Source organism: Govania unica, from assembly GCF_027920805.1.
Lineage (GTDB): Bacteria > Pseudomonadota > Alphaproteobacteria > Sphingomonadales > Govanellaceae > Govanella > Govanella unica.
The window spans coordinates 956,246-976,176 of the sequence record NZ_JANWOI010000001.1 but is presented as its reverse complement, the minus strand read 5'-3'; the positions used below and the strand labels follow the sequence as shown (position 1 = coordinate 976,176).

Here is a 19,931-nt window from a genome sequence, read left to right as displayed (position 1 = left end):
ATCCAGACCTTCGCTCCACCGGACTCGTCTTTTGAAAGCCCGCCTACCCTCAGCCGCTCTTTTTCTTCTTCTTCGACACGATCAGGTTCATCGCCTCCACAAACATCGAGAAGGCGATGGCCACATAAAGATACCCACGCGGAATGTGGAAATGCGCGGCATCGGCCACCAGCGCCACACCGACCAGCAGCAGGAAGCTCAAGGCCAGCATCTTGACCGACGGATGGTCATTGATAAAGGCGGACACCGGCTCGGCCGCCACCAGCATGACCATGATGGCCACCACCACGGCGGCGATCATGATCGGCAGTTCATTGACCATGCCGACGGCCGTCACGATGCTGTCGAGGGAGAACACCAGATCGAGCACCATGATCTGCAGGATCACCGATACCATGCCCGCATGTTTGATGCTCACATGCTCTTCCTCGCCCTCGGTCATGGTGTGAATTTCCATGGTGCCTTTATAGATCAGGAAGGCCCCGCCCACCCCAAGCACCACATCGCGCCAGGACAGACCGAACTCCCCGAACATCATAATCGGCGTGGTCATGCCGATGATCCAGGTCAACGCGAACAGCAATCCAACGCGCATAATGAGCGCCAGCGCCAGGCCAATGCGGCGGGCGTTCTTGCGGTGCTCCGGCGGCAATTTCTGGGAGACGATCGACAAAAAAATCAGATTGTCGATGCCAAGGACGATTTCGAGGACCGCGAGGGTCAGAAACCCCGTGATAATCTGTGGGTTCGTCAGATAGTCTATCATCAGCCCTCGCGACAGCTAAAAGAGGTTGCCCCCACACTGTCTGCGGAGCCAATAGGCACTTGAGATGTGGCACCTCCCCCCATCCGTCAAGGGGGAGAGAAAAATCTTTTCACATTTTCGTGATGAATACCAACCAGGGTCAGCCGCCGGTCATTACGCGCCCTTGCGGTCGAATTCCTTGCGATAGGCTGCCATGAAGCTTTCAAGCGTGTTGACGCTCGCGATGCTTTCCGTCAAGGCCTTGATTTCCTTGGTGGATGGATCTTGCTTGGCGGTAATCACATCAAATGCCCCGGCATAGGCCCCGTCCGCCATCGGCGTGTTGTAGCGGCTGCGAAGCTCGCGCAACCCCTCAACATTTTCGTCCAAAGACAAGGCAACCGCGATGCGCAGCACCTGCCGCCGTTCGTCATTGCTGAGCGGCCGCTTGTCGACCCAGCGCTCGCCCAGGATGCGCTCGCCGTTGCGCACCACCTCGGCCCAGCGCGACCCGCCCCAGTATAGATCGGCCCGCAACAATTCCGCGTCCTTGCTGCTGTCGCGTTCAAGCAGTACCTCGGCTTCCTCAAAGCGCTTGGTATCGATGAGCGCCCGGGCCTCCAGATGGCGGCGCTGCAAGTCCACATCCGCCGGCATGGCCGCCTGACGGGTGGCGCGAATGACCCCAAGGGCCTTCTCCGGCTTATGATCCAGAAGATAAATCATGGCCAGCCGTCCGGCCACCGTCGCCTGCGCCACCCCCTCAAGCCGGTAGCGCACCTGATGTTCCAGCAACTCGGCCGCGCGATCCAACAGATCGACCGCCACCAGGCGGTCAGCCAGCCGCCGGATCATATTGTCACCGTCAGCCCCAAGCGGGGTCAATTCCCGGAAATCATAATAAAGCGACAGGGCATCGACCGGCGTCATGCTGTCCACAAGACCGTCAAGGAACAATCTGCGGAAGGCGTCGGACATCCGTTCGGTGATGGCGCGGGTGCGCGGGCTGTTGTCGAAATGGGTCGCCGCCTGCCGCAGCGTGCGCAGCCCGGTGCGATAGTCCCCCATCTCCACATAAAGCTGCCCAAGGCGGTCCAGAAGATCGAGTTCGAGCTGATCGCCGCGCCAGGCGAAGCGCAACCGTTCCAGCCGGTCGATCACATCCTTCGGCGCCAATGTCTTGTTACGCAGCTCAAGCTCGGCCAGGGCAAACGACGCCCGCGCCGCGCTCTCCCGCTCGCCTGATGCCATGACCTTTTTGTAGACATCCTTGGCACTCGCCCCGTCGCCCGCCCGTTCAAGCGCCTTGCCGCGATAATATTCCACCTCGGCAGTCAGATGCGGCGGCAGCAAATAGCCCGTCAGCGTCTTCACTTCCCCGGCCATGAACACGCCGTCTCCCAGCGCATCGGCAGCATGGACAGCGGCGAGCTTCAGACGAGCCCGGTCCGCCTCCTCATATTCGATCAGACCATCGGCACCGCGTTTGTAATTTTCGAGCGCCCCCTGCCAATCGCCCATGCCATCGGCGGCCACGGCCCGCCACAGATAGGCATCGATTTCGCTGTCGAGCCCCTTGTGCGACAGATCATTGCGCCCGGCTTCAAAACGCCGCAGCATCAGATTGGCGATGCCGCGCACGGCACGAAATTCCGGATTATCAAGCAACCCCTTGTCGCTTGAAGCCATGACATCAAGCGCGCCGATGGCCCGTTCCGGCTGCGAAAACCCGAGATAAAACCGCGCGAGGTCCCAACGCACACTGTTCTTGTTGGCGCCTTTCGCGTTTGCGAGGCGCTGCAACAGGCCAAGCCGCACGTTATCGTAATCAGCCGGGCCTCCGCGCCGCCAGGCGGCAAAATCAACCAGCCGCTGCGGCCGCTCCTCCTCGGCCTCGACCACGCCCTGCGGCATGATCGCGGGCACCACCCCGGCCGACAAGGCAAGCCCGCCGGTCGCACCGACAGCAACCCCATTCCGATAACGGACGATCTCAAGGTCATCCGCCTGCTGCTCAATCACAATGCCCTGCGCGCTTGGCAAGATGTGGAACTGGGCAAAGGTCCGTTCCTCGGCAATGCCGCGACCGGGGCCAAGCACCGGCATCACCACCAGCTGATCGCCCACCGTCGGATCATTCAGGTCAAGCCGCGGGCCCACATCCTCAATAGGCATGAACACGCGCAAACCTTTTCCGGCCTGCTGCTGTCCGACATCGATCGGGATCTGCGGCGTGACGCGATTGTCCTTCAGTTCGACAATCCAGTTCGCGTCCCGGCGATGGGCGGCCACGAACTGACCGGCGCCGACGCGATAGCGCAAAACCGTCGCCAGCGGATGCGGGAGCTGTTCCGCCAGTTTAATGCGATCGCCCAGACTGCCTTTCAGCGACGCCTGATCCACCGGCCGATAGCCTTCAAAAATCACCCACAACTGCCCGGCGCGCAGAAATACCGCCGCCGGTTGCGGATCGCGCAGTTCATAGGTGAGCCGCAGGCCATTAAAAATCGGCTCATATTGCATGGTGATCGCCGGGCCCTTAGAGGCCCCAGCCGGTTTGTCCCCAGCCGGTTTGTCACTCGCCGGTTTTTCCCCCGCCGGTTTGTCCTCAGCCTTCACCGCGACCGGCTTCACTGCAGCCGGTTTGGCTTCAACAGGTTTGGCCTCACCCCGTGCATCAAGCACAATCCGCCCGCCCGAGCGGTAATGACGCGGCACCACTCCGGGCGGGAGCTCGAAACTCAGGCTTTGCCCGTCCTCGCTCACGACCAGATTGCGCAACCGGCTCAAATTCTTGGATTTCAAAGCTGCGAGGTCGAATGTCCCCGCCCGCTCGAACCGGATCTGCCCGCGGCCGTTTTCGCTCGTCACCTGATAACCGACCGTGGCGGGCCACTCAAAGACGATACGGCTGAAATCCTGATGCTCGCCGCTGCGGATGCTGACCCGGTCGGCCGCAAACCCGGCAAGCGGCAGAAGACCCACACAAAGCAAAAGGGCCAGAGACCCGAAAGCCCCTGTCCTCATTACCCACCCTGCTGCCGGTCTCTTGATCATGCGATTTTTACTCAAGCCTCTGGGCCACTTCATCGCGGCGAATAACGATATCGACCCGCCGCGACAGCCGCGACTGGATGGCCGGCGGCAAATCATCCAGCAAATCGCCGAACCGCCGTTCGCCATAAGCATAGGAGGCCACCGGCTGTCGATATCCGCTGTGCCGGAGAATACGCGCGATCGTCAAGGCCCGATCGAGTGACAACTCCCATTCCGACGCATAAAGCTTCGCATCAACAGATGAAGGATCGGTATATCCGACCACCGAAACCTCATTATCCAGCCGGTCGAGGGCCGAGGCTATTTCCCCGAGCGCCGCATAAACCGCCGGATCGCCTACCGTGGCGCTCTGCGCCCGAAACAGCAGATCGGCCGGGATCGAGATCGCCACCCGGTCCTCAAGCAAACGCACCCGCCCGCCGGACAACAGCGGATCACGGGACATTTTCTCGGCAAACAGCGTTGCGAGATATTCGATGCTCCCGGCTTCCGTCTGTTCAATCTGGCTATCGTCATGGCTGTCGTTGGGATGGAGCCGCAGTTTCGCCGCCGCCGGGTTGAGCCGATCGCTCAGGGAATCGACCACCACCCGCCAGGCGCGATCCTCGACCGCATTCATGGAAAACTGCAGAATGAAAAAACACAGGATCAGCGACAGCAGATCGGCAAAGGTCAAAAGCCAGGCCTGACTTTTCGGCGGCGCAAGATCGTCCAGGGGGTGCTGATCCAGATTCATTCCTCAGGCGCTCCCTTGCGGTCGCGTTCCATCTCCGCATGCTTGCGCGAGGCAAAGGTCAGCCACATAAGCTGCCGCTTGTCCGGAACAAGCCCCATGGTGATGGACCGCCCCGGCACGCCGCGATCCTCAAGCTCCCGCGCCATGGCAGCAGCCCGGGCCATGGCTGCTCTGGCCACGTTGCGATCCGCCCGGAACGCCGCCGGTGGGACCGCGAACAGAACTTCAACCGTGCGTTCCTCGCCCGACGATTCCTTTTTCAACAGATCGGCCAGCGCATTCATGAATTTGGTCTGATCCGGGCGCACTGTGACATCGCCGCTGGAAAACAACACACTGTCGCGCAGTTCCACCTGCATCACCGTGCCGCCCGACGCCGCATATGCGCCGGGGAAATCGATCAGCGCCTGCAGCGTGGCTTTCCCCTGTTCATAGAACAGGTCGTGATGAACATCGCGCTCCGCCTGGGCCAGCAGGTCGAGCGTCTCGATTCTCGGCATATAGGGCTTGTCCCCGCCGCGAAAGGCCGTATTGACGCTATCGACCACGCGCCCGGCCTTGCCGGTTCTCTGGTTTGATATGGCGTTCATCACCATGAAAAACGTGATGAGAATCAGAAACAGCGGCACCAGCAGTTTGACCGACTCTTCCGCACCTTTGCCATGGGGCGCAAGGGCATCAAAGGGGGTTCTGTCCGGCTCGCGGCTCTGTGACATGGCGCTGCTTAATCGAAGCTCGCAAGAAGCGCGTCGATATCATCCTGATTGTTGGCGACTTCCGGCAATTGCGGACCGTGGAGCAGCGCCGTTTCATTGACGATCTCGCCGTCTTCCGCGAATTCGAGCTGGGTGCGTTCTTCTACAAAGGTGTCACCGATGGCATCGGCCAGGGCCGCCAGCTTGATTTCCAGATGATTAAGCACGCGCACGACCTTGGTCACGCGCTGGCCGGTGATATCCTGAAAACTCGACGCTTCATAAATGCGGGTGGCGATATCGGCCACACGGTCGACCAGATGATCATTGCCATCTTCCGCCAGCGCCTGAATTTCATCGGCCACATCCATCATCCGGCTGGCGGCGTCCTCACTCGCGGACACGATGGCATCGAGTTCCTCGGAGGCCTCCGGGATATCGCGGCGGCACATGGTCTGCGGCTTCAAGGAGGCGATTTCCGCCTTGGCCAGCTCCACATAGGAAATAAGATCCCGGACATCCTGCCCAAGGTCATGTCCGAAAATCGGCGCGTCGCTTCTGAGCGACTGCATGAGACCCGAGACGACTCCGGCGATATCGCTCACGTCGACCTGACCGCCGGTCTGTTCAACCAACGCCTCGACCCGAGCTTCTAGTGAGATATGGCGAGGTTGCGCCGTCATCAACTGTCTCCGTTCCTGCCGTCTGGACCAATCATGCTGGCCGCAGAATCTGCGACCAGCAGCGGAGACCTTAGAGAGTCGTCGGTTAAAGCTGGGTTAAACACCCCCCGCCGATCATCCCTCGATCTGCGGCAGTTTTTTGCGGGTTGCCAGTTGGACCGTCAGCGCCTTGGCCACATCAGGCTTCATGGCCGCCATGATCGGAGCGATCTTTTTGTCTTTCATCTTTTCGATCACGCTGACCAGAATATCCATCTCAAGCTTTTCGAAAATCAGCGCCGCTTCCTTGGGCTTCATAGCCTCATAGACGCGCACCAGGCTTTGAATCTGCGCTTCCTGCTGGTCATCATGGAGACGCAACAGATCCTTGATTTCGGCCTCGATTTTCTTCAGCCGCTCGATTTTCTTGTCGATGCGTTGTTCGGTGGCCATCAACAGGCGCTCGCGCGTGTCCAATTCGATGGACCGCCCCTCAAGCTGCTGACGGCGGCTCGACAGGTCCTGCAGCAAATTGATTTCCGAACGGCTCATGAAATCGCTGTTGGCGCCGGAATCCGCCGCAGGCGCAGCCGCTGCGGCCGGTGCAGCTTTCTGCGCCCCCGCGGCCGGCGCTGGGGCCGAAGGCTTGGCGGGAGCAGCCGTTGTTGCCCCATCCTTTTTGTTGGCGGCATCCAACGCACCGTCAGCGGCCAGGGCAATATTCGTCACCTTGACGCCAAGCAGCAGCCCGGCCGACAAAATAACCACCGGCAGCAGGCGCAGGCGATGCCAGAAGCGGCGCTTGCGCGCTTCCGCCTTCTGGGCCAGCGCCTCACGGCTAACGGACTGCGCGAAGAGCGCTTCCAAGGTCGCCATCTGTGTCCTCTTCCTCTTCCTTGGTCCAACTGGTCCGCGCTTTGGCGGCGCGGGCTTGCGGCGCGCGCGGCACGCTCATGTCCGCCTGTTTGCGCGCGGTCAATCCGGCTTCGATCTTGGCCGCGAGATTGCTGCCCGCCTGGGTGATCATCTGCAATTCATCGGCCAGCGCGCGGGCGTCCGAGATATTATGCTTAAGCGTATCTTCGGTACTCTGGGCCACGGCGCGCAGTTCATAAATGCTTTCCTGCGCTTTCGCGGTCGCGAGATTAAGCCCGGAGATCAACCGCGCCATCACCTCCTGCTCGTCCTTCATGGACTGCAGACGGCGATTGAGGACAATGGCAAAACCGATGGTCGCCACCAACAGAAGGGCCACCACGATATTGGCGATGAGATCAAAGGACATCATGTTTTCCGTCCGCCTCTCATTTTAAGGGACTCAATCCTGACCGCGACATTCTGACCAAGCCGCCCCATCTTGCCGGTCATCATGCTGACACCGCTGCAACGAATATCGATATCGCCGTCCGGCGAGGTATTGAGCATCAATGTCTGCCCGACCTCAAGCCCCATGATCTCGCCAAGCGTCAGCACCTGTTCATCCAGCACGGCTTCAACCGGCACATCCGTGTACCAGAGCTCGTTAGCCAGATGGTTTTCCCAGATGGTGTCGCGGCCGAATTTTTCGCCCATGAAGCGCTGCAACAGCAATTCGCGCACGGGTTCGATGGTGGCGTAAGGCAACACCATTTCAAATTTGCCGCCACGATCTTCCATGTCGGCGCGCATCTTGACCAGGATCGCCGCGTTCGACGCCTGCGCGATCGAGGCAAACCGCGGGTTGGTCTCCAACCGGTCAAGAGTGAACGTGACCGGGCTCAAAGGTTCGAACGCCGCGCACAGATCCTTGAGGACCACGGCGATCATACGTTCGATCAGCGTCTGTTCGATGGTCGTATAGGGCCGCCCTTCGATACGCATGGCGGCAGTGCCCCGCCGCCCGCCCAAAAGCGCATCGACGATCGAATAAATCAGATTCGAGTCAATGGTGATCAGACCGTAATTATCCCATTCCTCGGCCCGGAACACCGCAAGCATGGCGGGCAGCGGGATCGAATTGAGGTAATCGCCAAAGCGGATCGACGAGGTGTTGTCGATCGACACTTCGATATTGTCCGAGGTGAAATTCCGGAGCGACGTGGACATCATCCGCACAAAGCGGTCAAAAATGATGTCGAGCATCGGCAGCCGTTCATAGGCCACGAGACCGCTGTTGATGAGCGCCTGCACGCCGGATTTCGAACTGCCGTCGTCCTCGTCGCCATCGAACCCGAGCAGGCTGTCGATTTCGTCCTGATCGAGCACACGATCGGCCTGACTCGCGAGGTAACTATTGTCCTCCTCGGCGGCGGTCATGGCTTCCCATTCGGCGGCGACCTTGTCGTCGTCGATGCCCTCATCGGATGCCATGGCGGCCCATTCGGCAGCCAGGCGATCTTCTTCGGACTGGGTATTCGGATCCACTGGATCAGCCATCACCACACCCTATTGAACCAACATTTCCTTGAACAGCACATCTTTGACCTGGGTCGGATAAAGCGCGGTATTGACCCGGGACAAAAGTTCTTCCTTCAGGCGGAACATCCCGGCCGAGCCGTTCAAATCATCCACCCGTAGTTCCCGCAGGTATATCTGGAAATTGTCGATCACGCGCGGAAGTTTTGCATCAAGCTCGGTAATGGCGCTCTGACGGTCGACCTCAAGGGCGACCTTGATCTTGAGATAGCTCGCCTTGGCGCCGCCGCTGTTAAGATTGACCAGCATTTCGGGCACGTCATAGAACAGGGTCTGTTTCGGCTCCCGGGCCTTGGCCAGGGCCTGCTGCTCGGACGTCTGGGTCTCGTCCTTGCCGCCGATCAGCGACCAGGCCGCAAACCCACCGCCCACCAGCAGTACCAGAAGGCCCGCGAAAAGCACGATACGCTTGCCGCTGAACTTTTTCTTTTGCAGGCCATTGGCGAGATCCTGTTCATTAAGATCAGCAGCCAGATCACCGAACTCTTCGCTCATTCGCCGTTACCCTCCCGCAGGGGAAAGCCCTTTTTCATTAAGATATGGATCTAAAGCACCCCATCTCTTCATAGACAAAAAGTAAAGAAAGATCCTTAACAACTGGTTGAAACTGGGAAAAACTTTCAGGGTTCCTCACCTCCTCCCCGCCTGTCCCTTTCTGCCGCCCGACCCGCCGCGACCCGGCAAACTCTGCCTTGCCCGGCGAAACCCTCATGGAAGAATCGCGCATTTCCGCCATTTTCAGATCTGGCACGCTTCCTGCTTATAGGTACTCGGATCGTTTCGCGGGCCAGAATGGTCACTGCAGGACGGAGGAGTTTCAGATGGACGTTTCACTTTATGTTGGTCTTTCGCATCAGATGGCGATGCGGCGCAACATTGATATCATCGCCAACAATATGGCGAACATGAACACGACCTCTTTCAAGAAAGAGGCCATGATCTTCCAGGAATATATGGTGACCATGAAGGACACCGCCATTCCGGCCGCACGCAAGGTGTCCTATGTGCAGGACAAGGCGGTCATACGCGATTTCATCGAGGGCAAGTTCCGCCCCACGGAAAACCCGCTGGATCTGTCCCTGAACGGGCAGAATTTCTTTCAGGTTCGCCAAGCTGACGGCAGCATCCGCTATACCCGGAACGGCCATTTCAGCCTGTCGCCCAACGGCACGCTTGTGACCTCGAGCGGCCTTCCCGTGCTCGACCGGGGCGGCAGCACCATCCAGTTTCTCCCTGAGGACAACGAGATCAACGTCGCGCCGGACGGCACCGTCTCCACCAAGTCGCGCGGCGACATCGGCCAGATCAGCGTCGTTTCCTTCGCCAATCTCGGCCAGCTCGAAAAAACCGGTGACAGCCTGTTCAGCAGCCCTCAGACGCCGACACCCTCACAGAATTATTCCGTCATGCGCGGCATGATCGAGGACTCGAACGTCGAGCCGATCATCGAGATGACCAACATGATCAACGTCTCGCGCCAATATCAGATGATGGCGCGGTCGCTCGAAGATCAACAGGACCTCTATTCGAAATCCATCAATCGCCTCGCCAAGGTCGGCTGACCGGCGGCCCGTTAGTGCCCAGGAAGGATACCCCTCATGAAAGCGCTCAGTATCGCCGCCACCGGGATGCTCGCCCAGCAGATGAACGTCGAGGTCATCTCGAACAACATCGCCAACATGAACACGACCGGCTATAAACGCCAGCGCGTCGAGTTCCAGGATCTGCTCTATCAGAACATCAAACGCGTCGGCGCGTCATCGTCGGACACCGGCACCGTGGTGCCTTCAGGCATTCAGATCGGCGTCGGGGTAAAAACCGGCTCGGTCTACCGCATCACCGAACAGGGCAGCCTGACCAACACCGGCAATATGTATGACATGGCCCTGAACGGTCAGGGCTATTTCCGCATCCAGCTGCCCGACGGCAACGACGCCTATACCCGCGCCGGGTCGTTCCAGTTGAGCCCGACCGGCCAGATCGTCAATCAGGACGGCTATGTGGTGCAGCCCGGCATCAGCGTTCCGCCCGAAGCCGTCGACGTCACCGTCAATGCCCAGGGCGAAGTGCTCGTAAAGATCGCCGGCCAGATCGAACCGCAGAATGTCGGCCGCATCGAAATCACCTCGTTCCCGAACCCGGCCGGCCTTGAAGCCATCGGTGACAACATGCTGGTGGAGACCCCATCCTCGGGTCAGCCCACGGTCGGCACGCCCGGCAATCCCGGCTTCGGCACCATCATGCAGGGCTTTCTTGAAACCTCGAACGTGAACGCGGTGTCTGAGATCACATCCTTGATCACCGCCCAGCGTGCCTATGAAATGAATTCAAAAGTCATCAGCGCCGCCGACGAAATGTTGAGCGTGACCTCGCAGCTCCGCTGATAACCCTGAAGACATGAGGACAGAGTGATGCAGAATACATCTTCGATCCGCCGCCTTGCCGTCGCCGCCCTGATCATTCTCGGCACCCTGAGCCCGGCAGCCGCGCAGCAAAAAGCCGCCAAGGCTGATATGACCATGGTGCCTGGCCTCGCGCGTGCCCTGATGCCCGGTGAGATCATCGGCGCCAGTGACATCGCCTGGGTATCCTGGCCCACGCAACAGATCACCCAGACCATCATCACCGACGGCGATGGCCTGATCGGCCGCGCCGTGCGCCGCCCTATGCCGGCCAATGTGCCCGTGCGCTTTTCCGATGTGCAGCGCCCGGTGCTGATCAAGCGCGGCGCGATCGTCACCATGATCGTCAAAACCCCAGACATGACCCTGACGACCAGCGGCCGCGCTCAGGAGAATGGCGGCGAAGGCGATCTGATCCGCCTGACCAACACCAATTCCAACCGAACCGTATCCGGCGTTGTGCTGTCCGCCCGCGACGTGATGGTGAGCTCCTCACAGGAGACCAGCCGCCGCGTCGCCGACCTCGCCCCCGGCCACTGATTTTTTAAAGGAGAGACCTCAAATGACCCGCCTCCTTCTCCGCACCAGCTTGATTGCTGCCGCCGCTCTGACGCTGGCCGCCTGTGGCGCCGCCGACCGCATCGCCAATATCGGCAAGGCTCCGGACCTCAGCGCCGTCAACCCCGGCAGCGTGCCCGCCTCTACCGGCACCTTCCAGCAGTCAGCCGCTGTCGCCGCAACCCCGCAAACCGAAGACCAGGGGACCAGCAATTCCATCTGGCGCTCCGGCTCCCGCCATTTCTTCAAGGATCCGCGCGCTGGCAAGACCGGCGACATCCTGACCGTGCTGATCAATATCAATGACAGCGCCAAGGTCGACAATTCGACCACCCGCGCCCGCACCAACAGCAGCAACACCGCGATTCCTGTCCTGCCCTTCGGCCTCGGCAAGTCGGGCAGCCTGGTCGATGCCTCAAGCTCGGTCGCCAACAAGGGCACCGGCAAGGTGGATCGTTCCGAAGCGATTTCGCTGACCGTCGCCGCCATCGTCACCAAAGTGCTGCCGAACGGCAATATGGTCATTCAGGGCCGCCAGCAGGTGCGGGTCAACTACGAGTTGCGCGATCTGACCGTGGCCGGGATCGTCCGGCCCGAGGATATCAGCTCCACCAACACCATCAAACACACCCAGATCGCCGAAGCCCGCGTCTCCTACGGCGGCAAGGGCCAGATCACCGATCTCCAGCAGCCGCCCTATGGCCAGCAGCTTTACGAGATCCTGTCACCTTTCTAAGCCACGCCATCCAACCTGAAACGTCCACAAGAAAAAGGCCGCCCCAGAACGGGGCGGCCTTTGACGTTTGGGAAAATCCCGAAATTTGCGCTCAGTCGTCGCGGTGTACTTTTTCCTGCCGCTCGTGAGCCTCCTGCGCTTCAAGCGTCATGGTGGCGATCGGCCGGGCGTCCAGACGCTCGAGGCTGATATGCTCCCCGGTCACTTCGCAATAGCCATATTCACCGATGCGAATGCGCTCAAGCGCGGCATCGATCTTGGAGATCAGCTTGCGCTGCCGATCGCGGGTGCGAAGTTCCACCGACCAATCGGTCTCGGACGAGGCGCGATCGGCCACATCCGGTTCCTTGAGGCTGTCTTCCTGAAGATGCTGCAAGGTCTCTTTGGACTCGCGAAGAATGTCATCTTTCCAGGACAGCAACTTGCGGCGGAAATACTCGAGCTGCTGCGCGCTCATAAACGGCTCATCGTCGCTGGGTCGATATCCCGGAAGCAGTTCAACCGCCATTTAATCACCCCTACCTAATTGCTTTCGAAGCTCAAGTGCTTCCTCTCACGTCACGAACTCGGCCCACTGGTGTTCTTGCCTGCCAGTTAATTGAAACTGGCGGCCGCTATCGTCCGGAGCAGTCATCCGTCAAAAGGGGCGATACCCTGAGGACGGCGGATCGATCCAGCGATCCTTATTAGGCTGGCGCTTATATAGTTAAACTCCATTTCAGGAGCAAGTAGCTTCGTCACACCTGACCGAAGCAAGACGGACAAAATCCGTCGCCATCCGCCTAACATATTGGGGATGCTTCAAGAATTCAGAAAAGTTTTGATAAAATTATTTACCAGATCCGGCGTCGAAAAGCCTAAAACCCGAGCTTCGCAAGCTCAACCTCGGCCCGAAGTTCAATTTCCGCAAGAATATCATTGAGTCTCGGATCATCCGTCTGGGCGCGCTGCTGGCGCACGGAATAGGCCAGGGACTTCAAGACATTGACGGGAATTTCGCCGAACAGAAGCGCGCGTTTCACCTCGTCGAGCTGCTTCAGCATGTCTTCGGCCCGTCCGACGCCCTTCGAGCGCCCAGCGGTGGCGTCCGGCGCTTCCTGCAAGGCAAAAAGGCCGCCGACTGCGGCAAGCGGGCCGACGCCCGCGCTGCTTCCCGCCGCCGCAAGCGACGATACATCGGAGTCCACCATGGAACCAAAGCTGTCGCTGTCTCCGGGCACGCCCTTCTTGCGGGTCGCGCCACTGCTCTTGCCGACCTGGCCGGTTCCGCTAATTTTCACGGCAAACCCCCAAGGCAAACCTCATTCCTAGCAACATTACTGATCCTGCGCAAAAACCCGCCATCACGGGCAGGATAATGCCTTGAACATCACGCACAGTCCAGACAATGCCGGAGCATGGTTAAAATTGGCTTAAATCCCACCTTTTCCGCCCCTTTCCCCGGCCTTCCGGCAAGTTTTGCCGGGATGAAGCCCAAGAAGCATCGGCGGCAGATCGACCCAACACACTGAACTTAACCACTTTTTCCAGATTTTCCACAGTTGGCATGGTTCTCGCATTGTATCTGAGCAGAATACTTGTTTTCAATGACGTTCAGGACACTGGATTGGTGCAAAATGCCTAAACAGTCCCATTATACACCGACTTACCGTCGCCTCACCGCAGCCTTCCTGCGCCGGGCAGCTTTTGCCGCCTTGACGGCTGCAAGCCTGATCCTGCCGCCCGTCTCGGGCAACGCGGCCTCGCGCATCAAGGACATCGTCTCGATCGAAGGTGTGCGCGACAACGTGCTGGTGGGCTACGGCCTGGTGGTTGGCCTTGACGGCACCGGCGACAAAATCCGCAACTCACCCTTCACCAAGCAAAGTCTCGAGTCCATGCTGGAACGGCTGGGCATCAACACCCGTGGCTCGGACATGAAGACCGAAAACGTGGCCGCCGTCATGGTGACCGCCAATCTTGGATCCTTCACCCGCAACGGGTCGCGCATTGATGTGACCGTCAGCTCCATGGGCGACGCCAAGAACCTCAAAGGCGGCACCCTCCTTGCCACCCCGCTCATGGGCGCCGATGGCGAGGTCTATGCCGTGGCCCAGGGTCCGGTGCAGATCGCCGGCTTCGCCGCCCGTGGTGAAGCAGCCCAGATCACCCAGGGCGTGCCGACCTCGGGCCGCATTCCAAACGGCGGCATCATCGAACGCGAAATCAATTTCGCCATGAACGGTATCAGCACCGTAAATCTTCAGTTGAAGTCCCCGGATTTCACCACCGCGAGCCGCATCGCCACCGTCATTAATCGCCATCTCGGCAGCGATTCCGCCCAGGCGCTTGACCCGGCGACCGTGCAGCTGCGCCGCCCCGAGGGCTATCGCTATGACACCGTCTCGCTCATCACCAGCATCGAGCAATTGACGGTGCAGCCCGATCAACCAGCCCGCATCGTCATCGATGACCGCGCCGGGGTGATCGTCATGGGCGCCGATGTGCGCATCAGCGAAGTCGCCATCTCGCAAGGCAATCTCACCATCAGCGTTACCGAAACGCCGCAGGTCTCGCAACCGAATGCTTTCTCGGAAGGCGGCCAGACCAAGGTCGTGCCGCGCACCTCCATTCAGGTCGATGACGGCTCTGGCAAGAAATTCGCCATCCTCAAGCCGGGCGTGTCCCTGCAACAACTGGTGGACGGCCTGAATTCCTTAGGCGTCGGACCGCGCGACATGATCTCGATCCTGCAAACCATCAAGGCCGCCGGAGCGCTCCAGGCCGATATCGAGGTGATGTAGGATGGACAACAGCATCACAAGCCTCGGCTCCATGGGTCTGCAAGCGGGCAAGCTCGCCAACATCACCACGCGCGCCGCCGCAACGGCAAATCCGACGCTCACACCCGAGCAAGCCAAGCTCGACGCCCGCAACAAGGACGTCGCCAACAGCTTCGAATCCATGTTCATCTCGGAAATGCTCTCGCATATGAACAACGGCATCGAACCTGACAAAAATTTCGGCGGCGGACAGGGCGAAGACATGTTCAAAAGCTTTCTGAATGAACAATACGCCAAGGAAATTTCACGGCGCGGCGGCATCGGCATTGCCCCCGCCATCGAAAACTATCTGAAAGCCCAGCAACTGCATGCCCAGGAGGTGAAACAATGACCGCACTTGCCCTCCCCGACGCTGTCCTGCCGGACGCCCCCGGCCCGATCCAGACCCTGATCGCCGTGACGCAGCGCCTCGCCACCGTCATAATGGCGGAAAATGACCATCTGCGCAGCCGCAAGCGCCCCGCCGACGCCCGCCCCATGATCGAGGAAAAAGGCCGGCTCGCCGCCGCCTATGCCCGCGAAATGGAAGTCATGCGCAAAAACGGCGGCGTCCGCGCTTTTGGCAACGCCAATGAGCTGCGCATCCTCAAACGCGAAACCTCGCTGTTCCAGACCGCGCTTGACGACCACCGCAAACTTCTCGAACGCGCCCGCGCCATCACCGAAGGCATTATCAAAGCCGTCGGCGATGAAGTCACCCGGCAAAACCAGTCCGCCATGGGCTACGGAAAAAATGCCGCTCCCCCCCGCCAGCGCAGCGCCCAACCCACCTCGCTCACGCTCAATCAAGTCGTCTGAACGCTTTAAACCTGAAATCCCAAAGGGCCCCAACCGGGGCCCTTTCCGTCATTACAAGCAACCGGCCTCCTGGATCGCCACGCCGCTTTCAGCGCCTCGCGATGACAATAAAACGAAACGAGACGACAAAACCCCGTCATTGCGAGCGACCGCAGGAAGCGCGGCAATCCAGGCCTTCCGTCACCCCCAGCACTCTGGATCGCCATGGCGCTTTCAGCGCCTCGCGATGACGGCCAACTGCGGCTGACATTGGGGAAGTTTCCACCCGGCAAAAACGTCCCTGTCCTGCATTTCCTGACCTCTTCGGGCAGAAACTGCCATATCAAAAAACGCTCATCACCCCCAAAAATAAGAAAATAATTAAACAAAATCAATATGTTAAAAACTTTATCAAAACTGGCACGGCCTTTGCGTATTGGCTAGGGAGAGTAAATCTCTGTGGGATAAATCGCAGACCGTTTTTGAGATTGAGACAAGGAGAACCCCGATGGCCTTCTCAGTAAATACGAATTCCAGCGCGCTATCCGCGCTCCGCAATTTGAATATGACCACCACGTCGCTTGAAAAGACCCAGACCCATATCAACACGGGTTTGCAGATCAGTTCGGCCAAGGACAATGCGGCGATCTATTCGATTGCTCAGAAATTGCGCGCTGACCTGCGCGGGTACAACGCCGTCAAACAGAGCCTTGACCGCGCCGTCAGCACCACCGACATCGCGCTCGCCGCCGCTGGTTCCATTTCCGATCTGTTGATCGACATGAAGGAAAAAGCCGTTGCCTCGGCCGATAAAGGTCAAGACAGCCGCAGCCGCGCCGCACTGACCGAAGATTTCAACAAGCTGCGCGATCAGATCGCCACCATCATCTCGAATGCATCGTTCAACGGCACCAACCTGATCAACAACGGTACCGATGCGGTGATGGCCATCACCAATCCTGACGCCACGCAAACGGTCTCGATTTCGCATCAGAACCTGACGCTCGGCGGCGGCAATATCATGTTGAGCGCATCCCAAACCATCGATACGGCTTCGAAAGCCGCCGCCATGGTGACCGCGCTGAGCAGCTCGCTTGATAATGTGAACTCGGTGCTGACATCACTCGGCGCCGGCGCCCGCGCTCTTGATTTGCAGCGCACCTTCGCCGACACGCTGGCGGACACGCTTGAAACCGGCATCGGAAATCTGGTGGACGCCGACATGGCGAAAGAAAGCGCGAAACTGCAAGCGCTACAGGTCAAACAGCAACTCGGGGTGCAGGCGCTCTCGATCGCCAACAAGGCTCCGCAGGCAGTGCTTAATCTGTTCCAGGGTTAATCCCGGTCTCATCCGGCGCGTCCGCGATTATCCCTTCGTCCGACATCCCCGCGCCAATAAAAAACCCCGGAGCTGCGTTCCACGCTCCGGGCTTTTATTTTTGCAGTCTGCTGTCTTGATCTGTCGGGTTTTTAAATTCCGGCATAAAACTCACGCCTCACTATCTACAACCAGCCCTTCACTTTCGCGGTAATAGGAAATAAACCGCAAAATTTCAGCAGCCGGATATTGCCGCACAACTTCTCCGGTCTCATTATCGATACTGCGATAAATAAAGATGCCGGTATCCTTGTCATGCTCGATCTGCAACCGGGTGTTCGGAATATCCTTCGGCACATAATGGTCGATCATTTTTTCCATCGACGCCAGGCCATCCGCCTTTTGCTTCGGCTGCTTCACGCCATCGGAAAAAGATCCATTCCGCAATGCAGGTTGTTGAGCGCCATCACGCGGCATGGCCGCAGCTGCGGCCGCAAAAGCTCCGTATGCGGGCAATTTTGCTGATATATCAGTCATGCTATTGCTCCTTCCCTATCCCACCTGATGCCTGACTTCAGCCATTGCCCATCATCGTTACCACTGAAACCTGGACGATGGCATTGCCCGATCACTCAGAGGGCGGTGTCGCATATTCATCAAGATCCACTATGACAATTTCATCAGAGGCTCCCGAGCGGACCCTTTGTATTTATTTATTGAAAATAAAGCAGGCCGGTGGGGCCGCCTTTGACCCCACCACCCCGATTAAACTTAACGGAAGAGGGAAAGAACCGTGCTCGGCTGCTGGTTCGCGATCGACAGCGCCTGCATACCAAGTTGCTGCTTAACCTGCAGAGCCTGCAATTTCGCGCTTTCTTTCGCGAGATCGGCATCCACAAGATTCCCAATACCGGTTTCAATGGTATCGGACAGCTTGGTGACAAAGTTCTTCTGCAGTTCAAGACGCTTGGCGCCCGAACCGAGCTTCGACAGCGAGGCGTTGACGTTCTTGAGGGACGTCTCAAGATTGGTCACAACGGTCGCTGCGGCACTCTGGGTGTCAATTTTCGACGAAGTGGTCAGCGAAATGTTCGTGCCCGTGAGGCTAAGATCCTGAGCCGCGATGGTCAGCGTGCTCGATGCCTGGTCGTCAAGAATCGCAACGATGGCCTTGCCGCTGTTCTTCACGGCGTTCAGGCCGTTGAAGGTGGCGTTCGAGACGATCGAGGTGATCTGGTCACGCAGCTGAGTGAAGTCATCGTTCAGCGCGGTACGGCTGGCGGTGTCCTGGCCTTTATCGGCCGCGGCAACCGCTTTTTCCTTCATTTCGACGAGAAGATCCGACACGGCCTGACCGGCTGCCATAGCAACATCGGTCGCGCCCAGAGCGTTATCGATGCTCTGCTTGACGGCATTAAGGCCCGAAACGTTCGAACGCAGGTTCTGGGCAATAGCGAATACGGCCGCGTTATCCTTGGCCGATGCCACCTTCATGCCGGTGTTGATTGCGTTCTGGGTTTTGTCGAGACCGCTGTTGGTCTTATTGAGCGTTTGCAGAGCAACAAAGGCTGCAGCATTGGTATTGACTGAGAAAGCCATTTCTTGGATCTCCTTTTGAGCGTTATGAGCATTTTGCTCCAGGCATTTTGCCTAGCTCCTACGCAGCAAGGGGCGTGCCAGATTCGAAAACAGCACTCGAAATACTGTCAAGAGCCAAGAGGAAGGCCGACATATAAAATTATACTAAAAATTGTGAGTGCCATTTTTGCCCGGCAAATATTGCCGCATCGCCTGTTTTTGCCGGGCAATTTTTGCCGCATCGGCAATTTTTGCCGCCCAAAAATGACAAAAAAATGGGGTCACCGAAGTGACCCCATATTGAGGATACCGTGCTGGTGCTGTTACTGGAACAAGCGCATGACCGCGCTCGGCTGCTGATTGGCGATCGAAAGCGCCTGCATGCCGAGCTGTTGCTTGACCTGTAAGGATTGCAATTTCGCGCTCTCCTTGGCCAGATCTGCATCCACAAGATTCCCAATACCGGTTTCAATGGTATCGGACAGCTTGGTGACAAAGCTCTTCTGCAGTTCAAGACGCTTGGCGCCCGAACCGAGCTTCGACAGCGAGGCGTTGACGTTCTTGAGAGAATCCTCAAGATTCGTCACCACTGCCAAGGCCGTACTCTGGGTGCCGATCCCCGACGATGCCGTCAACTTCACGACCGTGCCGCCCAGGCTGAGATCCTGAGCGCCGATGGTCAAAGTGCTTGATGCGGTATCATCCAGAATCGCAACAATGTCATCACCGCCGCTTTTCACGGCATTCAAGCCATTGAACTCGGCGTTGTTGACGATCGACGTGATCTGATCGCGCAACTGAACAAAGTCATCGTTGAGTGCGGTGCGGCTGGCAGAGTCCTGGCCCTTGTCAGCTGCGGCGACCGCCTTCTCTTTCATTTCGATAAGAAGATCGGAAACCGCCTGACCGGCTGCCATTGCCACATCCGCTGCACCCAGCGCGCGATCGATGCTCTGCTTGACTGCATTCAAACCGGAAACGTTGGACCGTAGATTTTGCGCAATGGCAAAGATGGCCGCGTTATCCTTGGCCGTTGAAACCTTCATGCCGGTATTGATGGCGTTCTGGGTTTTGTCCATTGCGGTATTGGTCTTGTTCAGGTTTTGCAGAGCGATAAAAGCGCCAGCATTGGTGTTTACGGAAAAAGCCATTTTGGATCTCCTTTTGAGTTACAAGAGCATTTTGCTCTGAGCGTTTTGCTCAACAGTACCAATAGCAAGGAGCATGCCAGAACGGCTGCGAAGATGGCCTTGCCCACCCTCCTGAAAACTGGGCGTTTTACAGCTGAACTTCAGCCAGTCGCAGGGAGAAAAGCATGCCAGAACGGCAGTTCCTGCACGGCAATTCTTGCCCATGCGCAGGCGGAAAACACATAAAAAACGGAAGCACCC

22 protein-coding genes are annotated in these 19,931 nt (G+C 58.6%); 8 read left to right on the top strand and 14 right to left on the bottom strand.

All coding sequences use genetic code 11. The annotated features are described in order from the left end of the window. Positions 1-49: 49 nt before the first annotated feature. From NYP16_RS04530 to NYP16_RS04490, 9 genes are all read right to left on the bottom strand, one after another. The gene (locus tag NYP16_RS04530) at positions 50-766 is read right to left on the bottom strand and encodes a TerC family protein (RefSeq protein ID WP_274942921.1); all 717 of its coding nucleotides are present in this window, start codon (positions 764-766) and stop codon (positions 50-52) included. A 153-nt stretch (positions 767-919) separates the two neighbouring features. Beyond that, positions 920-3,772, bottom strand: a complete 2,853-nt coding sequence (locus NYP16_RS04525) for a hypothetical protein (protein WP_274942920.1) — start codon at positions 3,770-3,772, stop codon at positions 920-922. Between the two features lie 37 nt (positions 3,773-3,809). Then, positions 3,810-4,538 (bottom strand): OmpA/MotB family protein, encoded by a 729-nt coding sequence (locus tag NYP16_RS04520; RefSeq protein ID WP_274942919.1) that lies wholly within the window; start codon positions 4,536-4,538, stop codon positions 3,810-3,812. After that, positions 4,535-5,254 (bottom strand): hypothetical protein, encoded by a 720-nt coding sequence (locus NYP16_RS04515; RefSeq protein WP_274942918.1) that lies wholly within the window; start codon positions 5,252-5,254, stop codon positions 4,535-4,537. Before NYP16_RS04515 ends, NYP16_RS04520 begins: the two co-directional genes overlap by 4 nt. Before the next feature lie 8 nt (positions 5,255-5,262). Beyond that, positions 5,263-5,916: a protein phosphatase CheZ gene (locus tag NYP16_RS04510; protein WP_274942917.1), complete on the bottom strand. Its 654-nt coding sequence runs from the start codon at positions 5,914-5,916 to the stop codon at positions 5,263-5,265. Positions 5,917-6,030: 114 nt separating this feature from the next. Further along, complete coding sequence (locus NYP16_RS04505; protein WP_274942916.1) at positions 6,031-6,771, bottom strand: MotE family protein; 741 nt, start codon at positions 6,769-6,771, stop codon at positions 6,031-6,033. After that, positions 6,734-7,183 carry a DUF6468 domain-containing protein gene (locus tag NYP16_RS04500; RefSeq protein WP_274942915.1) on the bottom strand — a complete coding sequence of 150 codons (450 nt, stop codon included), beginning with the start codon at positions 7,181-7,183 and terminating at the stop codon, positions 6,734-6,736. Before NYP16_RS04500 ends, NYP16_RS04505 begins: the two co-directional genes overlap by 38 nt. Beyond that, positions 7,180-8,310: a flagellar motor switch protein FliM gene (gene fliM / locus NYP16_RS04495; RefSeq protein ID WP_274942914.1), complete on the bottom strand. Its 1,131-nt coding sequence runs from the start codon at positions 8,308-8,310 to the stop codon at positions 7,180-7,182. The genes NYP16_RS04500 and fliM overlap by 4 nt, the downstream gene beginning before the upstream one ends. 9 nt (positions 8,311-8,319) lie before the next feature. Beyond that, a complete protein-coding gene (locus NYP16_RS04490) occupies positions 8,320-8,844 on the bottom strand; it encodes a flagellar basal body-associated FliL family protein (protein ID WP_274942913.1) in 525 nt (174 codons plus the stop codon). Positions 8,845-9,170: 326 nt separating this feature from the next. On the opposite strand from NYP16_RS04490, the gene flgF reads away from it, so the two are divergent. The 4 genes from flgF to flgH are packed head-to-tail and all read left to right on the top strand — an operon-like array spanning position 9,171 to position 12,045. Then, positions 9,171-9,911 carry a flagellar basal-body rod protein FlgF gene (gene flgF, locus NYP16_RS04485; protein WP_274942912.1) on the top strand — a complete coding sequence of 247 codons (741 nt, stop codon included), beginning with the start codon at positions 9,171-9,173 and terminating at the stop codon, positions 9,909-9,911. 36 nt (positions 9,912-9,947) lie between these two features. Continuing rightward, positions 9,948-10,733, top strand: a complete 786-nt coding sequence (gene flgG, locus NYP16_RS04480) for a flagellar basal-body rod protein FlgG (RefSeq protein ID WP_274942911.1) — start codon at positions 9,948-9,950, stop codon at positions 10,731-10,733. Positions 10,734-10,760: 27 nt separating this feature from the next. Further along, positions 10,761-11,291, top strand: a complete 531-nt coding sequence (gene flgA, locus NYP16_RS04475; RefSeq protein WP_274942910.1) for a flagellar basal body P-ring formation chaperone FlgA — start codon at positions 10,761-10,763, stop codon at positions 11,289-11,291. A gap of 22 nt (positions 11,292-11,313) precedes the next feature. Beyond that, entirely contained in the window at positions 11,314-12,045 is a 732-nt protein-coding gene (gene flgH, locus NYP16_RS04470; protein ID WP_274942909.1) for a flagellar basal body L-ring protein FlgH, read from the top strand. 91 nt (positions 12,046-12,136) lie between these two features. On the opposite strand, the gene dksA is transcribed toward flgH, so the two are convergent. After that, a complete protein-coding gene (gene dksA, locus NYP16_RS04465; RefSeq protein WP_346742440.1) occupies positions 12,137-12,553 on the bottom strand; it encodes an RNA polymerase-binding protein DksA in 417 nt (138 codons plus the stop codon). A gap of 349 nt (positions 12,554-12,902) precedes the next feature. Then, positions 12,903-13,325: a flagellar assembly protein FliX gene (locus NYP16_RS04460; protein ID WP_274942907.1), complete on the bottom strand. Its 423-nt coding sequence runs from the start codon at positions 13,323-13,325 to the stop codon at positions 12,903-12,905. 336 nt (positions 13,326-13,661) lie between these two features. On the opposite strand from NYP16_RS04460, the gene NYP16_RS04455 reads away from it, so the two are divergent. The 4 genes from NYP16_RS04455 to NYP16_RS04440 all read left to right on the top strand — a co-directional run bounded on the left by NYP16_RS04455 (position 13,662) and on the right by NYP16_RS04440 (position 16,983). After that, complete coding sequence (locus tag NYP16_RS04455; RefSeq protein ID WP_274942906.1) at positions 13,662-14,828, top strand: flagellar basal body P-ring protein FlgI; 1,167 nt, start codon at positions 13,662-13,664, stop codon at positions 14,826-14,828. A 1-nt stretch (position 14,829) separates the two neighbouring features. Further along, entirely contained in the window at positions 14,830-15,198 is a 369-nt protein-coding gene (locus NYP16_RS04450) for a rod-binding protein (RefSeq protein WP_274942905.1), read from the top strand. Further along, the gene (locus NYP16_RS04445) at positions 15,195-15,665 is read left to right on the top strand and encodes a hypothetical protein (protein ID WP_274942904.1); all 471 of its coding nucleotides are present in this window, start codon (positions 15,195-15,197) and stop codon (positions 15,663-15,665) included. Before NYP16_RS04450 ends, NYP16_RS04445 begins: the two co-directional genes overlap by 4 nt. A 487-nt stretch (positions 15,666-16,152) precedes the next feature. After that, positions 16,153-16,983, top strand: a complete 831-nt coding sequence (locus NYP16_RS04440; RefSeq protein ID WP_274942903.1) for a flagellin — start codon at positions 16,153-16,155, stop codon at positions 16,981-16,983. A 150-nt stretch (positions 16,984-17,133) separates the two neighbouring features. Here NYP16_RS04440 and NYP16_RS04435 read toward each other — a convergent pair whose 3' ends face one another. From NYP16_RS04435 to NYP16_RS04425, 3 genes are all read right to left on the bottom strand, one after another. Further along, on the bottom strand, positions 17,134-17,499 hold the full coding sequence (locus NYP16_RS04435; protein ID WP_274942902.1) for a flagellar protein FlaG: 366 nt from the start codon (positions 17,497-17,499) through the stop codon (positions 17,134-17,136). A 234-nt stretch (positions 17,500-17,733) separates the two neighbouring features. Next, a complete protein-coding gene (locus NYP16_RS04430; RefSeq protein ID WP_274942901.1) occupies positions 17,734-18,561 on the bottom strand; it encodes a flagellin in 828 nt (275 codons plus the stop codon). 302 nt (positions 18,562-18,863) lie between these two features. Beyond that, complete coding sequence (locus NYP16_RS04425) at positions 18,864-19,691, bottom strand: flagellin (protein ID WP_274942900.1); 828 nt, start codon at positions 19,689-19,691, stop codon at positions 18,864-18,866. Positions 19,692-19,931 lie beyond the last annotated feature (240 nt).